We start from the raw sequence: 18,489 nt of genomic DNA on the forward strand, positions 1-18,489 counted from the left end.
CCTCGCCTCGGCCCAGGCCTTCCTCTACGCCGCCGCCGTCATGATCCTCGTCCGAAGGCTCGGGCGAGCATCATGACTTATCGGACGGACTCTCAGGATTACGTCAAAGGCTGCTCGGTTCATCGCCCGCGGTTCCGCAGATGCAGGTGGCGCAGTTTCGTGCCATCACCAAGGAAGCACCGCTCTTCTACGCGACCCTCTGGTTGACGCTGGCCTACCTCGCCTACGTCTTCTGGCCGACCACGCCGGTGTGGCTGGTGCTGCCTCCGATCCTGTTTGTGACGCCGGTCTGCTGCCTGCGGTCCCTTCATTATTGGCGAATACAGGATGCGCCGATCGAAGCCGACGAGGCGGCGAGACGTCTTCAGAAGATGACGGTCGTCATCCGCTTGACCATGATGCTGTCCTCGGCCTGGGTGTTGATGCTCGCTCAGTACGGCGACGACCTGCAGCACGTTCACATCTTGTGCTTTGTGATCCTGCAGTCCCTATTCTGCACCCTGGGACTCCTTCACATTCCGAAGACGGCGCTGCAAGTGCAGGCTTGCTTCGTGCCCGTCGTCTTTTATCTATTATTATTTGGATCGGGAGCGCTCATCTTTGCGACTATAGCCTATCTCGTGTTGGCGATGGTGGCGGGCTTCCTCACGCTGATGTATTCGGACATCTTCATGTCCCGTATCCTCCAGCATCATCGGCTGGAGCAGTTGAACAACGAGAACCTGCGGCTTGCCAACACCGATATTCTGACCGGCCTACCCAACCGGCGAAATTTCTTCGACGAACTGACCAAGGCGTTCGACGCCCGGAATGCAGGCGAAGACATGCTTCACCTCGCCTTCATCGATCTCGATGGTTTCAAGCCGGTCAACGACACATACGGACATCCCACAGGCGATGCCGTGCTCACCGAGGTCGGACGGCGGCTCGCCGCCTTCTCAAGCCGTGGCGATCCCGCGCGCCTGGGCGGCGACGAATTCGGCCTCCTGTTTCGTGGGACGAAAGAGAACGCGCTCGCCTTCGTCGAGGATGTCTGCGCGAGCCTGAAGCGCCCTTATGCCATTGCTGGCGGAATCGTCCATCTCGGGGCCACGGCGGGGCTCGCTTCGGCGGACGACGCGCAGGGCCGCGCAGCCCTGCTCATCGAGATCGCCGATTACGCGCTCTACAAGGGCAAAGCCAAAGGGCGCGGCACGGTGGTGCATTTCGATGGCGCCCTGGAGAAGGCACTTCATCGCCGAGGGCTGATCGAGCAGGCGCTTCGCGGCGGTAACCTCGAGAACGAACTGTTCCTGAACTTTCAGCCCGTCATCGCCCTCGAAACGCGACGTGCGGTCGGCTTCGAGGCCCTGGCCCGCTGGAACAACCCGATCCTCGGCGCTGTGCCGCCCTCCGAGTTCATCGCGGCGGCGGAAGCCTGCGAGATGGTCTCACACCTCACCAAGATCCTCTTCCGCAAGGCGCTGGCCGTGGCCTCCACATGGCCGTCACACCTCAGCCTCTCATTCAATCTCTCGGCCCACGACGTCGTCCGGCCGGAAATGGCCAACGCCCTGGCCGCGATCATCATGGAGTCTGGGGTCAATCCGCGCCGGGTCATACTCGAACTCACGGAAACCGCCCTGATCCGTGATTTCTCCAAGGCCCAGACCACGCTCGAAGCCTTGAAGCCGCTCGGCGTATCCTTCGCCCTGGACGACTTCGGCACCGGCTATTCCAGCCTGTCCTACGTCCACAAGCTGCCTATCGACCGGCTTAAGATCGACAGGTCCTTCGTAGCCGACATCGAGCAAAACGAGAGCGGACGCAAGGTCATTTGCTCCGTCATCGGTCTCGCCGCGTCGCTGAATTTGCAATGCGTGGTGGAGGGCGTCGAGACGCTCGAACAGGTGGCCCTTCTGAATGAGTTGGGCTGTGAACTCGTGCAGGGATACTGGTTTGGAAAACCCCTGGTTGAACAGGACGTCCTGCCCTGGCTCGCGACCGTCGGAGCCCCGGGGCAAGCCAGCGCACTGACACTCCAACCCGCCCATTCCCTGGAGATTCCGGCGCGGTGCTTCGAAGAGAGCCCGTCGCCAGCGCTGCGCGACGAAGCGTTCACGTGACTTTGGTGCTTGTTGAACCCCCTTTCACAACCAGAGGCCGTTCTGGTTCTGGATCTGTCGCGGCGGCCTCGCCCTCGCGGCGGCCTTCACCCTGACCGCCGGCTCGACCTTTGTCGATCGCATGATCGCGCTGGTGGAGAAGCGCCGAACGCCGCGACTGCCCTGGAGCTGCTCGGGCGCGAGAGCCCGGACCTCGTCATCCTCGACCTCGGCCTGCCCGATATGCGCGGGCACGACCTGCTCCGCACGATCCGGGCGAGCCATCCCGGCCTGCCGATCCTGGTTCTGTCGAGCCGGGACGACGAGGGCGGCAAGGTCGAAGCCCTTGACCTCGGCGCCGACGACTACGTCACCAAGCCCTTCGGCATGGCCGAGCTGCTCGCCCGCCTGCGCGCGGCCCTCCGGCATCAACTGGCGGCCCAGGGCGAGCGTCCGGTCTTCCGGGTCGACGGCCTCTCGGTCGATCTCGTCCGGCGCATTGTGAAGGTCGATGACGTCGAGGTGAAGCTGACCCCGCGCGAATACGACTTCCTGCGCGTCATGGTCCTATACGCCGGCAAGGTGCTCACCCATGCCCAGCTCATGAACGCCGTCTCGGTTTCGTCGGAGCCGCAATACCTGCGCGTCTACATGCGCCAGCTCCGGCAGAAGCTGGAGGCCGACCCCGAGCGCCCCCGCATCCTCCTCACCGAGACCGGCGTCGGCTATCGCCTGCGGGCTCCCGATGACGAACCGACCCTCGATCGGCGCGCGGCGAACGACGCCAAGCCGCCCGTGACGGGGACGAGCCGTTGATGCCGATCCCCGAACGTCGCCGGCCGGCGCGATCACCATCGACGCGTTTCTTGCGCCGACCGATGTGGTCCACGGCCTCCGCGTCCCGAACAAGACGGCCCTCCTCAAGGCGCTGGCCCATCGGTCGAGCGTGCCGCTCGGTCCCTGCCCCGACGATGTCCTCGCAGCCTCAGATGCGCAGCTCGATGCGGTCCCCGGACAGGAGCACGGCGTCGGGCCGGTGGTCGGTCTCGTTCTCGGCGTAGTCGACGGCGTCCTTCCGGCTCCGGAACAGGCCGCCGGCGCGTCCGCGGATCTCGACGGCCACCCAGTGGCCCTCGGGGTCCTGGCCGACGATGAACCGGTCGGCGTCCGTGCTGGGAGCGTCAAGGCGGATCGCGGCGACGTGGATCGTGGGAGACATCGTGCGTCTGGGGCTCACGCGATCCTCCGGGGACCGAGTCCTCAAGCTGGACCGGGACGCGTTAGGGTTCGAGCGGGTCGCCGGGCCGATCCCATAAGTGTGTCGTTAGGATTCCGGGGGCGGGACGGCCTACCCCCGATCGACCGCGCGTCAGGATCGACCGCAGAACCAGCCACCATCCGGCACCGGCCGCTCTGATCCGAACCCTCACCCAAATCAAACGGCACTGTTCTGCACGCTGAGTACAAGAATATCCGTATCTCGTACAAACCGGATCAACGGCTGCCGTGACCGAGACGGATTGTGGACAGCGCCTATCCACACGGAACCGAGTCCAATCGCCCTCATAGCCCGGCCCGGCTTAATGAATCCCTATGGACACACTCTTGAGAATCGGAGCACGAGTCTAGTCACGTAGGCAGATTCGGACGTGACCCGATGAACGCAGAGGAACGACTGGCAGAACTCGCGGCCGGCGCCCAGCGCCGGCAGGCCAAGCGACGCGATGCCCTTCGGCAAAAGGGCATGGTGCAGCAGAACGTCTGGCTGTCGGGTTCAACACGTTCGCTCCTCGATCAGCAGGTCGAGACGGGCCGGTTCAAGAGCCGCGCTGCGGCCATCGAGTGGGCGCTCGAATCCGTCTTCGCGCAGGAAAAGTCGATGTCGTAGCGGCAAAGCAAAAAGGGCCCCGAAGCCGGCAAGCCTCGGAGCCCTTTGGATCTCTCATCACGGGCGGTGAACGCCAGGTCAGAAAGTGATTCGCACCTCTTTCTAACCTCCCTGGCAGCCTCCCGTCAATGAACACCCTCGCGGGTGAACGATCCCGCTTTGCCTCCGTAGGGAGGTTGATGTGGAGAGGGTTCATTCCGGTGGACGGCCGCTGACGCGCGCCGCCCTCGCCGGCCGGAGACGTGCGCTCGATGAGGGCCGCACGATCTCCAGACGCGAGCTTGCGGGTCACGCCCGTGAGGCGGCCAAGGCGTTGCGCCTGCGCCCTGCCCTGCGCCAGGTTCTCGATGCGCTGGTCGGGGTTTGGGGCGAGCAGCCCTGGAGCCGGTTGCTGGTCTGGCCGTCGAACGAGCGCCTGTCCGAGAAGACAGGTCTCGCCGAGCGGACGCTGCGCTATGCCCTGCGGGATCTCGTCGGGCTCGAGCTGATCACCCCCAGGGACTCGGCCAACGGGAAGCGCTACGCGATCCGGACGCCCGATGGGACGATCGTGGACGCTTACGGGTTCGATCTCACGCCGATCGTCGCCCGCGCCGGTGAATGGGCCGAGAGAACGCGCCTCTTGGCCGCCGAGGTCGAGCGCAGGCGTCGCTCGTTCGACCTGTTGACCGTCTGCCGCCGGGCGATCCGCGAGGCGCTCCAGGGACTGGCTGAGCAGCACCCCGAAATTTCGATTTCCGATCTCACCTCGGCGCGGGATGCGCTGGAAAAAGCCTCTCCCAAGCGGTCGCGCTCGTCTGAGGATCCGAGCTTTGTGGTTCAGGCGTGGCAAGAGCTTCGGGAAATGGCCGAGGAACGTTTCTATCAAGCCGGCTGTGCCGGCAAATCGTGCAGCCACTTAGAAACAAACAACGAGCCTTCTAGTAAGCCTTGTAGCAAGGTCTCTCCGAGGAGAGATGCGGAACGGGCTGTGATCCACCCTGCCCTCGTGGCGGCCGCCTGCCCCGTTGCTGCGGAATTCGGTTTCGAGCTTCGGACGGAGCCGGATCTGATCGATGCCGGTCGCTCGATGCGCGGCTCGATTGGAGCGCATCCGAGCGCTTGGTCCGAAGCCTGCGAGGCGCTCGGCCCGCTCCAGGCCGCGGCGCTCGTGGTGATGGTCGCCCAAATGCACGACGACGAGACGTCCGGAAGGCGCAAGTCCGAGATCCGGAATCCTGGCGGCTACTTCCGGCATCTGATGCGTCTATCGGCAGACGGACGCTACAGCATCCCCGCAGAACTCATGACGATGCGTCGGCAGCGAATGACATAGGGGGAGTAGGGCGATGGCGACGTCACAGCACGGGGTAAGGCCCAAGGAACAGGTCGCCCAGAGCGCGACGGCGCAGGTAGGTCAGCCGGCGGCGGCGCAGATGTTCGGGCCGGTCGTGCAGCAGGTGGCATCGCTGGCACCATGCCGCGAGATCGCGGTTGGCGTTCAGGCTGGTGTCGTGCGCCCGATGGCAGGTCGCCAGGATCGGCAGGGTCAGCCGCGCCGTGCGCAGATCGGGGCCGTTGCGCACCGGCTTGCCGCCTCTCGTGCGCCAGAGACCGTCTCGCGGGTCGAAGACAGCCGGCAGCAGCTGCCGCATCGGCCGGCCGCGATCATTGCGCCACAGGCCGTCCTCCGCATCGTACCATGCGCCTCCATCGACGCAGGCGATGACGCGGCCGTGCGGACGGCCGCACGCCTCGCAGCGGCCCGCTGCACGGCCGAAGCGGATCGTGGCCGAAAGCTGCGGCCAGTCGATCGGGTAGAAGTGGCGGTGTTCGGGGCGGATCGGCACGGTCCGGCCACGCTAGCACGGCAGCAGGCGTGAGGAATCCCCCCAAGATCCACTCTTGGGGGATGTCGGTGACGCCCATTCGTGTGGGAATCGCCCGCCGATCCCGCGCCGTCCCCTTAGGCGACGTTCCGGACAGGGCGCCGCGTTTGCCTGATGGTTCGGGGGATGAGTTCGATCAGCCCGGTGACCTCGCCGGAGGGACGGGCCGGGCTGTAGAGGAAGCCCTGTGCGCTGTTGCAGCGCCGCAGCCGGAGCATTTCCGCCTGCTGCTCCGTCTCGACGCCCTCGACGGTGACATCGATCCGGAGGTCGCCCGCGATGACCATGATCGCCTTGATCACGGCCAGGCATTCCGGCCGGCTGCTCAGATCGCGCACGAAGGCCCGGTCGATCTTGATTTTGTCGACAGGGTATTGGGTCAGGTAGCTCAGCGACGAGTAACCCGTCCCGAAATCGTCGAGAGCGATCCTCACCCCCTTCGCACGCAGCGCTTGAAGGTTTTGCAGGACATGCGGGGTGTTGGCGAGGAAGATCGACTCCGTGATCTCGATCTCGAGGCGCCCCGGCGCAAGCCCTGTCGCGTCCAGTACCGCTTCGACCTCCTGGAAGAAGTCGGGGAGCCGGAAGTGCGTCGATGAGATGTTCACGGCAACCCGCATCGGTGCCGGCCATGTCAGGGCTTCCGCACAGGCCGTCCGCAGGGCCCAGCGCCCGATCGTGATGACGAAACCCGTGCTCTCGGCAATCGGGATCAGTTCGGCGGGCGAAACGGGGCCGAGGCCGGGTCGGGTCCAGCGCAGCAACGCCTCGCATCCCACGACCTGACCGTCCTGCAGGCTCACGAGCGGCTGATAGTGCAGCTCCATCTCGCCGTTCGCCAAGCCGGCCCGCATGGCGCCGTCGAGTTCCCGCCAGCGCTGAACGCGGCGTTCGAGGTCGGCGTCGAAGCATTGCCAGCGGCCCCGGCCGGCTTCCTTGGCGGTGTAGAGGGCGAGGTCGGCCTTCCGCAGCAGATCCTGAAGCTCGGTCGCATCCTGCGGGGCCCGTGCGATCCCGATGCTGACTCCGATCTCGGCCTGCATGCCATCGATGAGGTAGGGCCGGTGCAGCGACGCGATGACGGCCTCGACCAGGATTTCCGCCTCCGCGCTCTCCCGACCGCGGTGCAGAATCGCGAACTCGTCGCCGCCGAGGCGGAACACCTGCGCATTCGCGTCGATGCTGGCGCGCAGGCGGTCGGCGACCTGCCGCAGGAGGTCGTCACCCGCACAATGGCCGGCCGTGTCGTTGACCTTCTTGAAGCCGTCGAGGTCGAGATACAGCAGGTTGACGGGGGGACCGTCGCGCATGGAGGCCGCGCAGGCCTCCGCAGCCACGTCGTGGAACACGATCCGGTTCGACAGTCCGGTCAGAGGATCGCGCGTCGCGAGATAGGCGATGTGGGCGTCGGCCTCCCGGCGCTGCGTCACGTCAGAGCCGACGCCGCGGAACCCCGCCAGGGTCCCGCGCTGATCGGCGAAGGGCTTGCCGCTCAACGCGAGCCACCGCAGGCCGGTCGGGGTCTCGATCGCGACGAGGAATTCGTGGAACGCCCTCCCCTGCCGAAGATGGCTGAGCAGGTCGGGGGTCCGGTCCTCCTCCCGGTCTTTTCCGGCTTGGAGGAGATCCCGGAACGAACTGCGCTGAAGCTGCTCGATCGGACAGCCCAGTGCGTCGGCCATCCGCGGCGAGACGTGCTGGAAATGGCCGGTCTCGTTCGTCTCCCAGAGCCAGTCGCTCGTGTTCTCCTCGAACTCGTTGAGGAGAAGGCCGATGGTCTCGCTCTGATCCTCAACGCGGACGCGGTCGAGGATGCGCTGGCGCGAGAGGCGGCTCATCCGGTGGACACTCACCCCGACGAAGGTCGCGTAGACGAGGAGCAGGACGGCGATGCTCAGAGCAATCGGCTCGCCGCTGCGGGCCAGCCCGATGAAGCTGCCGACGATCACCGGGATCGCGAAGAGGTAGGAGACCGACAGGAGCGGCCCGACCACGTAGGCGTCCGAGATCAGGCCGGCGGCGATACTGACGACGAGCAGCCGCTCGTCGCTGCTGGCTGAGCTGAAGAGCACGACCGGCATGGTGGCCCAGGCCAGACCCAGCGCGAGAGCGAACCCGGCGGAGATCCGGTAGCCGCGCCCGACGCCAACCTCGGTGACGGCGTCGCCGTAGAGGCGCTGGTAGAGCCAAGTCGTGTAGATTGTCGCCGCGATCACCACGGCGACGACGGCGAGCAGGCCAAGCAGATAGGCACGCGGCGCCGAATCCCAGAAGAAGTAGGCGACCGCGACCGCGATGATCAGCTGGGTGACAGCGGAGTAGTTGGCGAGCTTCAAGGTCTCGTCGAGCAATCCGGCGCGAACCTGCAGGCTGTAGCGCGCCGGCAGCCCGTCGAGCGTGTCGATGCGCCGAAGCCGATTGATCAAGGCGCTGAAGCTCTGCGTCGATGTCGTGGTGTCGTCCGATGTCGTCGTGCCGTCGCAGCGCATCTCGGGGACGGGATCAGTGGGCATGACGCGGGACAACTTTCATCTTCATGCCGCCCTTGGGCCGAAGCGTCACACGAAACTGCGTCGCCGGCATCTCCGCCTTCGCGGGCACGAAGCGGAAGGCTGGCAGAAGCGTGGCGAGGATGACGAGGCACTCCGTCAGCGCGAGGCCCATGCCGATGCAGACGCGCGGCCCGGCGCCGAACGGTAGGTAGGCGTAGCGATCCCGCGAGGCCGTCAGCTCCGGTGCGAACCGGTCCGGATCGAAGACCTCCGGCCTGTCCCACAGCGACTGGTGCCGGTGCAGGGCGTAGACGGGCACATGCACCGACTCCCCGGCCGGGATGACCGTGTCGTCGAGGCGGACCTCCGCCGCCGTCCGCCGGACGATCAGGGGGGCCGGCGGGTACAGGCGCATCACTTCGAGGATGACCTGCCGGGTGAAGGCGAGCCGGTCCACCGCCTCGTAATCGGAGGCTAGGTCCGCCCCAAGACCCGCGATCTCGTCGAGGATACGCGCCTCGACCGCCGGGTGGTTGGCCAGCACCCGCAAGGTCCAGGTCAGAGCGAGCGCCGTGGTCTCGTGGCCGGCCGCGACGAAGGTCAGCAGGTTGTCGATCAGGCTCTCGTCGGACAGGCGCTCCCCCGTCTCCGGATCCTTCGCCTGCAACAAGAGGCCGAGGAGGTCGGCACCGGGTTCGCCGCGCGCACGGCGCCGTTCGACCGTTCGCGCCACCTCGCTCCGGAGGTAACGGACCGCCCTCCCCCCGGCCCTCGCCCCCGGATGCGGCATCCAGGCCGGCGCCCGCAGCATCGAGAGTGCGATCTTCCAGGGGGTCTGGCCGAGATAGGCGTCGATCGCCCGTCCGAACGGCTCGACCTGCAACGCGCTGTCGCCGGACACCATCGTCGCGACGATGACGTCGAAGGTGGTGCGCATCATTTCCGGCAGGATGTCCCGCTCGCCGTCGAAGCGCGCGTCGGGGGATGCGTGAGAAGACATCTGGGCAAGCCAGCGCAGGCGCGTGGCATGGGCGGCCTCCGCCATGGCGGGGATGAAGGCCCGGACCCGGTCCGGCCGGAACATCGGGGCGGCCGTTCTGCGCTGCCCCCGCCAGTGCGGGCCGTCCGCCGTCAGGATGCCGGACCCGAGGGCGGGCGCCAGGGCCCGCAGCATGAAAGGCTCGCGCTCCAGAGCCCCGGCCTGATCGACAATCAGGCTGCGGATGTGCCTGGGCGTGCAGACATAGGTCGTCCGCTGGCCGAGGAAGCGCGTTGTCACGAGCGGCCGCGTGTACACCTCGTCGGGCCACGCCTCGATCAGGCTGCGAAGCATCGTGGCGAGCACGGACGGCAACGCGACCGCCTCGGCCAGCGCCTCCTGAAGCGACGGACCGCCCGCCTCACATACCCGAAACGTTCCTGCGGACGACATATCGGCAACCTTTCCGCCGTGACCCTCCGTCACCATCGTTAAGTTTCTCGCAGCTTTGCCGCCGCAGAGACGCGCCGGACAGAAATTATTTTGACGACGAATTCATGTGATGAACGTTCGATTGACGCGCCGAGTCTCGTGCTAACCGCCACGTTACGCTCTGCTTCCTGGCAGACTCCTTATCAGGATTTGATTTGGTATGTTTCAACTATAAATATCTCATTAAACATATATTTCGTCGAAAGCTTGAAAGTTGCGAGGATATTGCCGCTCACCATCGGTGATGATGGATAGAGATTCATCGAGTCGACAAGGTGAAGAGCGGAACTATGTGGTGAGCGGAAGCTTACCCGAGGCCCGATGGCTGACGTTTCCTCACACAGCGTCAAGCGATACGGTCCGGTCCATGCACAGTTCGGTGCGGCCGATCAAACTCGGTCGGACAGGTTCGTTCATGACGACGGGGTTCTCCTGCGCTAAGGGTCGAGCCAATCCGTCGCCGTCTGTTCGGAGGGCGCCCGCGGAAAGGACCGTTCGTGGCCTCTGTTCTGGCCTCCATTGCCAAGCCTGCCTTCCTCGCCGACGGTGGCGAGATCGGCCTGCTTGTCCGCTCGCGGGATTGGTCCGCGACCCCGCTCGGTCCCCTTGAGGGCTGGCCGCCGTCTCTAAAGACCGCGGTCAACATCATGCTCACGTCGTCGGGCCCGGTCTCGATCCTCTGGGGGCCCGAGCGCGTCCAGCTCTACAACGATGCCTACATTCCGATTGCCGCGGAGCGGCACCCGCACGCGCTTGGCCGGTCGGCAGCCCAGAATTGGAGCGACGCCTACGCGACGTTCCTCGGTCCCATCCTCGACCGTGCGTTCGAAGGCGAGACGGTTCGGATCGACGAATATGCGGTGCCGCTGCGAGCCCCGTCGGGGCTTGTCGAACAGCGATGCTTCACCGGCAGCTTTCAGCCCCTGCGCGATGAGACCGGGGCGGTCGAAGGTGTCTTTCATCCGCTCTCCGAGGTGACCGGCACCAAGGCGGCCGCGGAGGATCAGCGCCGCGCCGAACAGGCGCTGCGGGCGAGCGAAACGCGCTACCGACAGATCGTCGAAGGGGCCGAAGACTACGCGATCGGGCAGCCCGGCAATATCCTGTTCACCCCCGAAGATCGAGCCCAGGGCCGGGCCGGCGAGGAGCTGAACCGGGCGCGGAGCCACGGGCGAGCGCTGAACGAACGCTGGCACATGCGCAAGGACGGCAGCCGGTTCTGGGCCTCGGGGCTCATGATGCGTCTCGACGCTGACGGCGGCAGCTATCTCAACATGTTCCGCGACCGAACCGCCGAGCATGAGGCCGAGGCGGCTTTGGCCGCCGAAGTCGCCGCACTCGGGCGGCTGCAGGAGGTGAGCACCCGGCTGGTCGGTGACGAGGCGCCGCAAGCGCTCTACGACGCGATCCTGACCGCCGCCGCCGACCTCATGGGATCCGAATGCGCAAGCATCCAGATGCTGGATGCCGCCGGTGACCTCAAGCTCCTGGCGCATCGCGGCTATGACCCGCGCTCGGCGGCCTACTGGCAGACGGTGGACGCGCGGTCCGAGAGCACCTGCGGCATCGCGATGACGACGGGCGAGCGCGTGATCGTGCCCGACGTGGAGGATAGCGGCCTCGCCCATGGCAGCGGCGACCTTCAGTCCTACCGCTGGACGGGGATGCGCGCGATCCAGACCACGCCGCTGTTGTCACGTTCGGGCAAGCCCATCGGCATGATCTCGACGCACTGGAAACAGCCATACACGCCGCCGGAGCGCGACCTCAGGCTCTTCGACGTGCTCGCCCGCCAAGCGGCCGACGCGATCGAACGGACGACGGCTCAGGCAAACTTGGTTGAGAGCGAGGCGAGGCAGGCATTCCTGCTCTCGCTCTCGGACGCAATGCGCTCACTCAGGACCCCGGCGGACATCGCCTCGACGGCGGCCGAGCGTCTCGCCGAGCGTTTCAGCCTGAGCCGAGTGTTCTACGCCGAGTTCACCGGCAGCCTGATGAGGGTCGAGCGCGACTACACGAGGGGTGTCGATTCGCTCGTGGGTGAGCACGATCTGGCGGCGTTCGGGCCGGACCTGCTGCGCGCCTACCACGATAGCCCGATCGTGAAAGTCGATGACGTCCGCGTGGACGCGCGGTTCAGCGAAGACGCGCGATCGGGGCTCCCTGCCCGGCAAGTCGGCGCCTACCTCGATGTGGTGCTGTTCGAGCACGAGCAGTGGGTGAGCGTGCTGGCCTTGCAGAGCGCTAAGCCCCGGATCTGGACATCCTCCGAAGAGGGGTTGTTCCGGGAAGTCGGCGAGCGCGTCAAAGCCGCCATCGAACGCGCACGTGCCGAGGATCGGCTTCGCGAACTCAACGACACGCTCGAGCGGCGGGTCGCCGAGGCGCTTGCCGAGCGTAACATGCTGGCAAAGCTTGTCGAAATGACCGATGTCATGATCATGGCGGTCAGTCTCGACTACAATATCCTCGCCATCAATGCCGCGAATGCCGACGAGTTCGAACGCATCTACGGGGTGCGCCCGAAGGCCGGCGACAACATGCTGGAACTGCTCGCCGACCAGCCGGAGCATCAGGAGCAGGTGCGGATCGGCTGGGCCCAGGGCATGCGCGGTGAGCCGGTCACCTTCGTGGAGGATTATGGCGATCCGACCCGTGTTCGCCCCTATTACGAGGTCAACTTCCGACCGTTACGCAATGAAAGCGGCGAACTGATCGGCCTCTACCAATTTGTCACCGACGTGACGGACCGTCTGCGCCGGGAGGCGCAACTCGCCGAGGCGCATGACGCGCTGCGCCAGTCGCAGAAGATGGAGGCGATGGGGCAGCTGACCGGCGGCGTCGCACACGACTTCAACAACCTACTGACGCCGATCATAGGCTCGCTCGACATGCTGCAACGAAAGCAGCTCGGAAACGAGCGCGAGCAACGCCTCATCGCCGGTGCGATGCAATCGGCCGAGCGGGCGAAGACGCTGGTCCAGCGGCTGCTCGCATTTGCGCGTCGTCAGCCGTTGCAGCCGGTGCCGGTCGACATTGCGAAGCTGGTCACCGGCATGGGCGAACTGGTCGCGAGCACAACCGGTCCGCAAATCAGGATTCTGGTCGAGGCCCCGGACGACCTGCCGCCGGCCAAAGCCGACCCGAACCAGCTCGAGATGGCGCTTTTGAACCTTGCCGTGAATGCGCGGGACGCCATGGCGGAGGGCGGCGGCACGCTCCGCATCTCGACCATCGTGGAAGACGTCAAAGCGGGTCATCGCACCGGGCTGCGGCCCGGCCCGTACCTTTGCCTGTCGGTCGCCGACACGGGCACCGGCATGGATGAGGCGACGATCGCGCGCGCCGTCGAGCCGTTCTTCTCGACCAAGGGCGTCGGCAAGGGGACGGGTCTCGGACTCTCGATGGTGCATGGGCTGGCCTCTCAGCTCGGCGGCGCGCTCATGATCCAGAGCCGACCTGGGCTCGGCACCAATGTCGAGCTGTGGCTGCCTCAAAGCACGACGGGACAAGAGGCCGTCAGGCCCGCGACTAGGCCGTCCGAGCTGCCCGCGACACGCGGAACGGCGCTGCTCGTCGACGACGAGGAAGTCGTGCGGATCAGCACGGCGGATATGCTGACCGATCTGGGCTACGCGGTGGTTGAAGCCTCCTCCGCAGAGGCAGCTCTTGCTCTCGTCAACAAGGGCGAGCACTTCGACCTTCTCGTGACCGATCACCTGATGCCGGGCATGAGCGGAACCGACCTCGCCCGCGCGATCCGGACGGCCAAACCCGGCATGCCCATTCTGCTGGTGTCCGGCTATGCCGAGCGCGAGGGCGTGGACCCCGACTTGGCGCGGCTGAACAAGCCCTTCCGCAAGGACGAACTCGCCGCGAGCCTCGCCCAGCTCATGACCGAGCATTGATCAGCGGCATGTTCTGACACGTATCGAAGCCGCGACGGACGTTCGAGGCTGGGTCTTCCAGCCTCACTGGCTAGCTGTAGGCCCACCGGCCCTTCAGGCATCACCTCGCGATGGCCGCGGCCGACCTCGCCGCGTGACTGCCCCCTCCCCTCCCCCTTCCACATCATCAGCACCGCGAACGAGACCACGTTGAGCGATCTCGGTCTGAGCCACCATGCGCGGAAGCTCAACCGCGCGCTCGATCCGGCCATCCTCAACCCTGAACTCTGCCCTGGTTCAGGCCCTTTGCTGCAAGTCCCTGCCTAAGCAGGATTCGGAGAGCGCGTCCGACAAGCGTGTCCACCTTGGCGAGTTGCGCACGCCCATAGTCGACGCGGTGCAACGCGTCCTGGCGACAGCGATCGGTTCGATCGCCCTCCCCTCGCCTCGCCTTCTGACACCGCGTGGACGTGGCTCAGGAGCGAGGCCTGCCACATCGGCACCTGAGATCGCGCGCATCCCCGCTCTTCCCGACGGTTCCTTCCTTGCACGCGTCCGAGCCTTCGCTTGTGCCGGGCTTGCGGGGGACTCGACTCTCGCTTGCGAATCGGCCTTGATCAGGCTCAGTTGCAGTTTATTAGCCATTCTGGCGATTTTTCTGCAAGCAAGGCCCAATCGGATGAACCCGCATACGGCGGCCCACCCCGCCGAGCCCCCTGCCCTCATCTCGCCCGCGGCGATGATCGGGGCACACGCAGCCGTGCTGCGCGATCAATTGCAGGCGATCTCGTCGGGCCTGTTCCCGCCGAGTTCGTCCAAGACGTTGCGGCGGTTTACCTCCACCGAGGTCGCCCGCATCGTCGGCGTCACGGTTTCACGTGTCCAGCAGCTTGCCGCCGAAGGTCTCGGCCCGCAGCCGGAGGTCTCGTCCAACGGCCGCCGCTCCTACAGCCTCGCCGACATCCACGGCCTGCGCGCCTATCTCGACGAGAACACCCGAGGCGGGCGACGCTACTCGCCGCGCCGGGGGGAGGGCGAACACCTCCAAGTCATCGTCATCGCGAACTTCAAGGGCGGCTCCGGTAAGACCACGACCACGGCCCACACCGCCGAGGGGCTGGTGCTGCGCGGCTATCGCGTGCTCGCGCTGGACCTCGACCCTCAGGCGAGCCTCTCCGCACTCCTCGGCATCCAGCCGGAGCTTGAGGTTGGCGAGGGTGAGACCCTCTATGGTGCAATTCGTTACGGTGAGACGCGCCGCCCGCTCGCGGACATCATCCGGCCCACCTATTTCACCGGCCTCGACCTCGTACCGGCAAACCTCGAACTGATGGAGTTCGAGCACGAGACGCCGCGCGCCTTGTCCCAGCGCCGACCGGGCGAGCCCCTCTTTTTCGACCGCGTACTTCAGGCGATCGAGTCGGTTGCGGACCGCTACGATGTCGTCGTCATCGATTGCCCGCCGCAACTCGGCTACCTCACCCTCTCGGCGCTCTGCGCGGCGACCTCGTTGCTCATCACCGTCCACCCGCAGATGCTCGATATCGCGTCGATGAACCAGTTCCTCGCCATGACAGAGGATCTTCTCGGCGTGGTGGCGGAGCACGGCGGCAAGCTCCAATACGATTGGCTGCGCTACCTCATCACCCGATACGAGCCCCAGGACGGCCCGCAGACCCGGATCGTCGGAATGCTGCGCACTCTGTTCGAGGATGCGGTCCTCACCGCCCCGATGGTGAAGTCCTCTGCGGTCTCGGATGCTGGCCTGTCGAAGCAGACCCTCTATGAGATTGCCCGGGAAGGCATGACCCGCTCGACCTATGACCGAGCGCTGGAGGCGCTCGAAGCCGTGAACGGCGAGATCGACGGCCTGATCCGGCGCGCATGGGGGCGGGCATGAGCCGGAAGACGAATCTCGACGCTCTTTTCGGACGCCGTGCGGATCCGAAGCCGCCGACCGAGGGTGAGTTTGCAGCTGCAAACCTAGACTCTCCGGCGTCGGAGTTTGCAGCTGCAAACCAGCCCCCTGCCCCGCCAACCGAGCGTCGGCGAAGCGGTGCGATCGGCGCGATGAGCGGGGCTTTGCGCAGTCTCGCGGCGCAGGCCGACGCGGCGGTGGGACTTCAGACCGGCGCGAATGTCGTCGAGCTCGACCCGGCGCTGATCGACGATTCCTTCATTGCGGACCGGGTTGCGGATCCGAACGACCCGAGCCTCGCGACCCTGGTCGAGAGCGTGCGCGAGAGCGGGCAGCAGGTGCCGGTGCTGGTTCGCCCCCACCCGACCGCGCCGGGCCGCTATCAGATCGCCTACGGGCGGCGGCGTACCCGTGCGGCGCGGATCCTGGAGCGCTCTGTCCGCGCCGTGATCCGACCCCTCACCGACGCCGAACTCGTCGTCGCGCAGGGCAAGGAGAACCTGGAGCGGCGCGATCTCAGCTTCATCGAGCGGGCGTTCTTCGCGCTGCGACTGGAACAGCACGGCTTCCCACGCGAGACGATCACGTCTGCCATGGGCGTCGGCAAAGGCGATCTCTCATCGCTGATCTCGGTGGCGAAGACCGTGCCGGACGACGTGCTCGCTGCGATCGGCCCTGCCCCGGCGGCCGGCCGGCCGCGCTGGCGTGATCTGGCAGAACACATGCAAGCGGCCGACCAGCGCGCGCTCACGGCAGTCCTCGGCGATCCGGCGTTCCAGGCCAAGGGCACGGACGAGCGATTCGCCGCCGTGTACGCTGCCGTCGCGCCGAAGACCGAGCGCAAGCCGAAGGCGCAGACATGGAAGGATGCGCAGGGCCGCAAGGTGGCGCGCGTGGAGCGCGCCGCCGACCGCGTCGCCCTCTCCTTCGACGAGACCGTTGAGCCGGGTCTGGCGGACTATGTCCTCGACCGGCTTCCCGAGATCCTTGCCGCCTACCGGGCGAGCAAGGGGTAACCCGACCGATCCATCCCGCGAGACAAGGAGACGAGGACACCGCAAAAAGAAAGGGCCCACCGAACCGAAGCCCGGCAGACCCTCTCTGTAGTCCTGGCAGATTCAGAGAATCACATCTCCCGGCACATCGCAAGGCTGAAAGCCGCTGACCGCGCAGCATTGCGTGGCGGCGAACGCCTGATCTTGGCCCGGTGCTCGACCAGAGCATGCTCCACATCACGACGCCCTTCGGGCGGCGGTCGCTGACGGCTGCGCAGATACGTGCGCAGGCGAAGGCGGACGGCTGCCCAAACGAGATCACCGTTCAGAAATGGACCGTGCTCCGCGACATCACCGAGGCGCGCGCGCCGCTCGGCCTCTCCGCGCCGAGCCTTGCCGTGCTCGACGCGCTCGCATCCTTCCTGCCCGAGGTCGCCCTGCGGATCGGGGAGGGGCCGGACCTCGTCGTCTTCCCATCGAACCGAGCATTGGCGTTGCGAACGCGCGGCATGGCCGAGTCGACGCTCCGACGCCATCTCGCTTACCTGACCGAGGCCGGTATCGTCATTCGTCGGGACAGCCCGAACGGGAAACGCTATTGCCGCCGCGGACGGAGCGGCCAGATCGCGCAGGCCTACGGCTTTGATCTTGCCCCGCTCGTTGCGCGGGCGGCCGAGTTCGCTCGGATGGCCGAGACGGTGCGTGCCGAGTCACTGGCCCTACGCGCGGCCCGAGAGCGCCTGACGCTGCTGCGCCGGGACTGCATGAAGCTGATCCAGGCCCTGGAGGCAGGGGAGGGCGCCCTGATCGCCGTGGAGCCGCTGAGAGGCCGCTACGGCGCGATCCTGGGCGCGCTGTCCCGTCACCCCACCTGTGCCGGTCTGGACGCGGTCGGAGACGCCCTGGCGGCGCTGGCCGCAGATGTGGGTAAGCGATTGCTGGCGCATCAGGAAGATCCGGATTTGAGCGGCAGTGCCGGTCAGATTGAGCGGCACCATCAGAGTTCAAAACCCGAACCCGTTGATCTTGAACCGGTTGGCACAATGGGGCGGGAGGACGCCGCTGCGCCCAGGTTCGTAAGCGCCGCGGCGTCGGTGCTCGCCAGGGCAGGGGAGGGGGGTAGCGCCGCCCAGCTGCCGGCCCGGACCACCTACCCGCTCGGTCTTGTCCTCGACGCTTGCCCTGACATTCAGGATTATGCCCGCGGCGGCATCAACTCCTGGCGGGATCTCGTCGACACCGTCGGGCTCGTCCGATCCATGCTCCGGATCAGTTCGCACGCCTGGGACGAAGCGCGCGAGGTCATGGGCGAAGACGCGGCGGCGGTAACCGTCGCCGCGATTCTGCAGCGTGCCGAGCACATCAAGGCACCGGGCGGCTACCTGCGCGCGCTGGTTGAACGCAAGAGGCGAGGGGAGTTCAGTCTTGGCCCGGTCCTGCAGGCCCTGACCCGCGCTCGGCTTCAGGTGCAGAGCGGCCGCCGTAAGAGCATTGCAGGATTAGTGACTCAGGGGAGGGGGGCAGGAGTCAGGGCTTAAATCAAGTTAAGAGCCCGGGACAAAACCGGGTTGTTTGTGTTCCGCAGATGAGGGCGCAAGCGAACGGGGTGAAGGCAAGGTAGCGGTCGGCGCGTTGATCGTAGCGGATGGTGAGCCGATGGAAGCAGTTGGGCCACTCGCTGCTCTCGATGCCGCGGCGGGCGATCCGGGGCGTGATGCTGTGCGCCGGACACTCGCGCCGGCAGCGGCGATGATCGTAGCCCTTGTGAGCATGCTTCTAAGAACGCCGAACAGAACGGCACGCTGCGGCGGGGGAAGCGTTGGTTGTGGATGGCTCGACCTCTGCTTGCCCCTGATCTCTGGACCGAGATTGCCGCGCTCCTGCCG

12 protein-coding genes and 2 pseudogenes are annotated in these 18,489 nt (G+C 66.3%); 8 read left to right on the forward strand and 6 right to left on the reverse strand.

Annotated features, from left to right (window positions below; genetic code table 11):
* The first annotated feature begins 140 nt into the window (after positions 1 to 140).
* On the forward strand, positions 141 to 2,105 hold the full coding sequence (locus ASF53_RS13445; protein WP_056199007.1) for a putative bifunctional diguanylate cyclase/phosphodiesterase: 1,965 nt from the start codon (positions 141 to 143) through the stop codon (positions 2,103 to 2,105).
* 24 nt (positions 2,106 to 2,129) lie between these two features.
* Here the strand turns inward: ASF53_RS13445 and ASF53_RS26145 are convergent, their stop codons facing one another.
* Positions 2,130 to 2,339, reverse strand: a complete 210-nt coding sequence (locus tag ASF53_RS26145; protein ID WP_162242230.1) for a hypothetical protein — start codon at positions 2,337 to 2,339, stop codon at positions 2,130 to 2,132.
* Between ASF53_RS26145 and ASF53_RS13450 the strand changes: the two are divergent.
* Positions 2,244 to 2,900 (forward strand): annotated as a pseudogene (locus ASF53_RS13450) (response regulator); the annotation flags it as partial. The gene ASF53_RS26145 and the pseudogene ASF53_RS13450 sit on opposite strands and share 96 nt — an antisense overlap.
* Before the next feature lie 169 nt (positions 2,901 to 3,069).
* On the opposite strand, the gene ASF53_RS13455 reads toward ASF53_RS13450, so the two are convergent.
* On the reverse strand, positions 3,070 to 3,303 hold the full coding sequence (locus ASF53_RS13455) for a hypothetical protein (RefSeq protein ID WP_056199010.1): 234 nt from the start codon (positions 3,301 to 3,303) through the stop codon (positions 3,070 to 3,072).
* Positions 3,304 to 3,741: 438 nt separating this feature from the next.
* On the opposite strand from ASF53_RS13455, the gene ASF53_RS13460 reads away from it, so the two are divergent.
* The gene (locus ASF53_RS13460) at positions 3,742 to 3,972 is read left to right on the forward strand and encodes a hypothetical protein (RefSeq protein WP_056199014.1); all 231 of its coding nucleotides are present in this window, start codon (positions 3,742 to 3,744) and stop codon (positions 3,970 to 3,972) included.
* 181 nt (positions 3,973 to 4,153) lie between these two features.
* Complete coding sequence (gene repC / locus ASF53_RS13465) at positions 4,154 to 5,287, forward strand: plasmid replication protein RepC (RefSeq protein ID WP_056199017.1); 1,134 nt, start codon at positions 4,154 to 4,156, stop codon at positions 5,285 to 5,287.
* A 22-nt stretch (positions 5,288 to 5,309) separates the two neighbouring features.
* Here repC (ASF53_RS13465) and ASF53_RS13470 read toward each other — a convergent pair whose 3' ends face one another.
* From ASF53_RS13470 to ASF53_RS13480, 3 genes are all read right to left on the reverse strand, one after another.
* The gene (locus ASF53_RS13470; protein WP_056199020.1) at positions 5,310 to 5,801 is read right to left on the reverse strand and encodes a hypothetical protein; all 492 of its coding nucleotides are present in this window, start codon (positions 5,799 to 5,801) and stop codon (positions 5,310 to 5,312) included.
* Between the two features lie 116 nt (positions 5,802 to 5,917).
* The gene (locus tag ASF53_RS13475; protein WP_056199023.1) at positions 5,918 to 8,353 is read right to left on the reverse strand and encodes a putative bifunctional diguanylate cyclase/phosphodiesterase; all 2,436 of its coding nucleotides are present in this window, start codon (positions 8,351 to 8,353) and stop codon (positions 5,918 to 5,920) included.
* Positions 8,343 to 9,764 carry a cytochrome P450 gene (locus ASF53_RS13480; protein WP_056199033.1) on the reverse strand — a complete coding sequence of 474 codons (1,422 nt, stop codon included), beginning with the start codon at positions 9,762 to 9,764 and terminating at the stop codon, positions 8,343 to 8,345. The genes ASF53_RS13475 and ASF53_RS13480 overlap by 11 nt, the downstream gene beginning before the upstream one ends.
* Before the next feature lie 536 nt (positions 9,765 to 10,300).
* On the opposite strand from ASF53_RS13480, the gene ASF53_RS13485 reads away from it, so the two are divergent.
* From ASF53_RS13485 to repC (ASF53_RS13500), 4 genes are all read left to right on the forward strand, one after another.
* Entirely contained in the window at positions 10,301 to 13,711 is a 3,411-nt protein-coding gene (locus ASF53_RS13485; protein WP_056199025.1) for a GAF domain-containing protein, read from the forward strand.
* A gap of 658 nt (positions 13,712 to 14,369) precedes the next feature.
* Positions 14,370 to 15,590: a plasmid partitioning protein RepA gene (gene repA / locus ASF53_RS13490; RefSeq protein ID WP_056199028.1), complete on the forward strand. Its 1,221-nt coding sequence runs from the start codon at positions 14,370 to 14,372 to the stop codon at positions 15,588 to 15,590.
* A complete protein-coding gene (repB, locus tag ASF53_RS13495) occupies positions 15,575 to 16,624 on the forward strand; it encodes a plasmid partitioning protein RepB (protein ID WP_286134419.1) in 1,050 nt (349 codons plus the stop codon). Before repA ends, repB begins: the two co-directional genes overlap by 16 nt.
* Before the next feature lie 191 nt (positions 16,625 to 16,815).
* On the forward strand, positions 16,816 to 18,141 hold the full coding sequence (repC, locus tag ASF53_RS13500) for a plasmid replication protein RepC (RefSeq protein WP_353652179.1): 1,326 nt from the start codon (positions 16,816 to 16,818) through the stop codon (positions 18,139 to 18,141).
* A 1-nt stretch (position 18,142) separates the two neighbouring features.
* Here the strand turns inward: repC (ASF53_RS13500) and ASF53_RS24995 are convergent.
* Positions 18,143 to 18,376: pseudogene (locus ASF53_RS24995) on the reverse strand (IS5/IS1182 family transposase); the annotation flags it as partial.
* Between the last annotated feature and the right edge of the window lie 113 nt (positions 18,377 to 18,489).

The sequence above is a fragment of the Methylobacterium sp. Leaf123 genome (genome assembly GCF_001423405.1).
GTDB lineage: Bacteria > Pseudomonadota > Alphaproteobacteria > Rhizobiales > Beijerinckiaceae > Methylobacterium.

What these genes read in the sequence shown, in the direction of transcription:
- ASF53_RS13445 (WP_056199007.1), top strand. Translation starts at nt 141, where the DNA reads ATGCAGGTGGCGCAGTTTCGTGCCATCACCAAGGAAGCACCGCTCTTC.
- repB (WP_286134419.1), top strand. Translation starts at nt 15,575, where the DNA reads ATGGGGGCGGGCATGAGCCGGAAGACGAATCTCGACGCTCTTTTCGGA.
- ASF53_RS13480 (WP_056199033.1), bottom strand. Translation starts at nt 9,764, where the DNA reads ATGTCGTCCGCAGGAACGTTTCGGGTATGTGAGGCGGGCGGTCCGTCG.
- repA (WP_056199028.1), top strand. Translation starts at nt 14,370, where the DNA reads ATGAACCCGCATACGGCGGCCCACCCCGCCGAGCCCCCTGCCCTCATC.
- ASF53_RS13460 (WP_056199014.1), top strand. Translation starts at nt 3,742, where the DNA reads ATGAACGCAGAGGAACGACTGGCAGAACTCGCGGCCGGCGCCCAGCGC.
- ASF53_RS13455 (WP_056199010.1), bottom strand. Translation starts at nt 3,303, where the DNA reads ATGTCTCCCACGATCCACGTCGCCGCGATCCGCCTTGACGCTCCCAGC.
- ASF53_RS13475 (WP_056199023.1), bottom strand. Translation starts at nt 8,353, where the DNA reads ATGCCCACTGATCCCGTCCCCGAGATGCGCTGCGACGGCACGACGACA.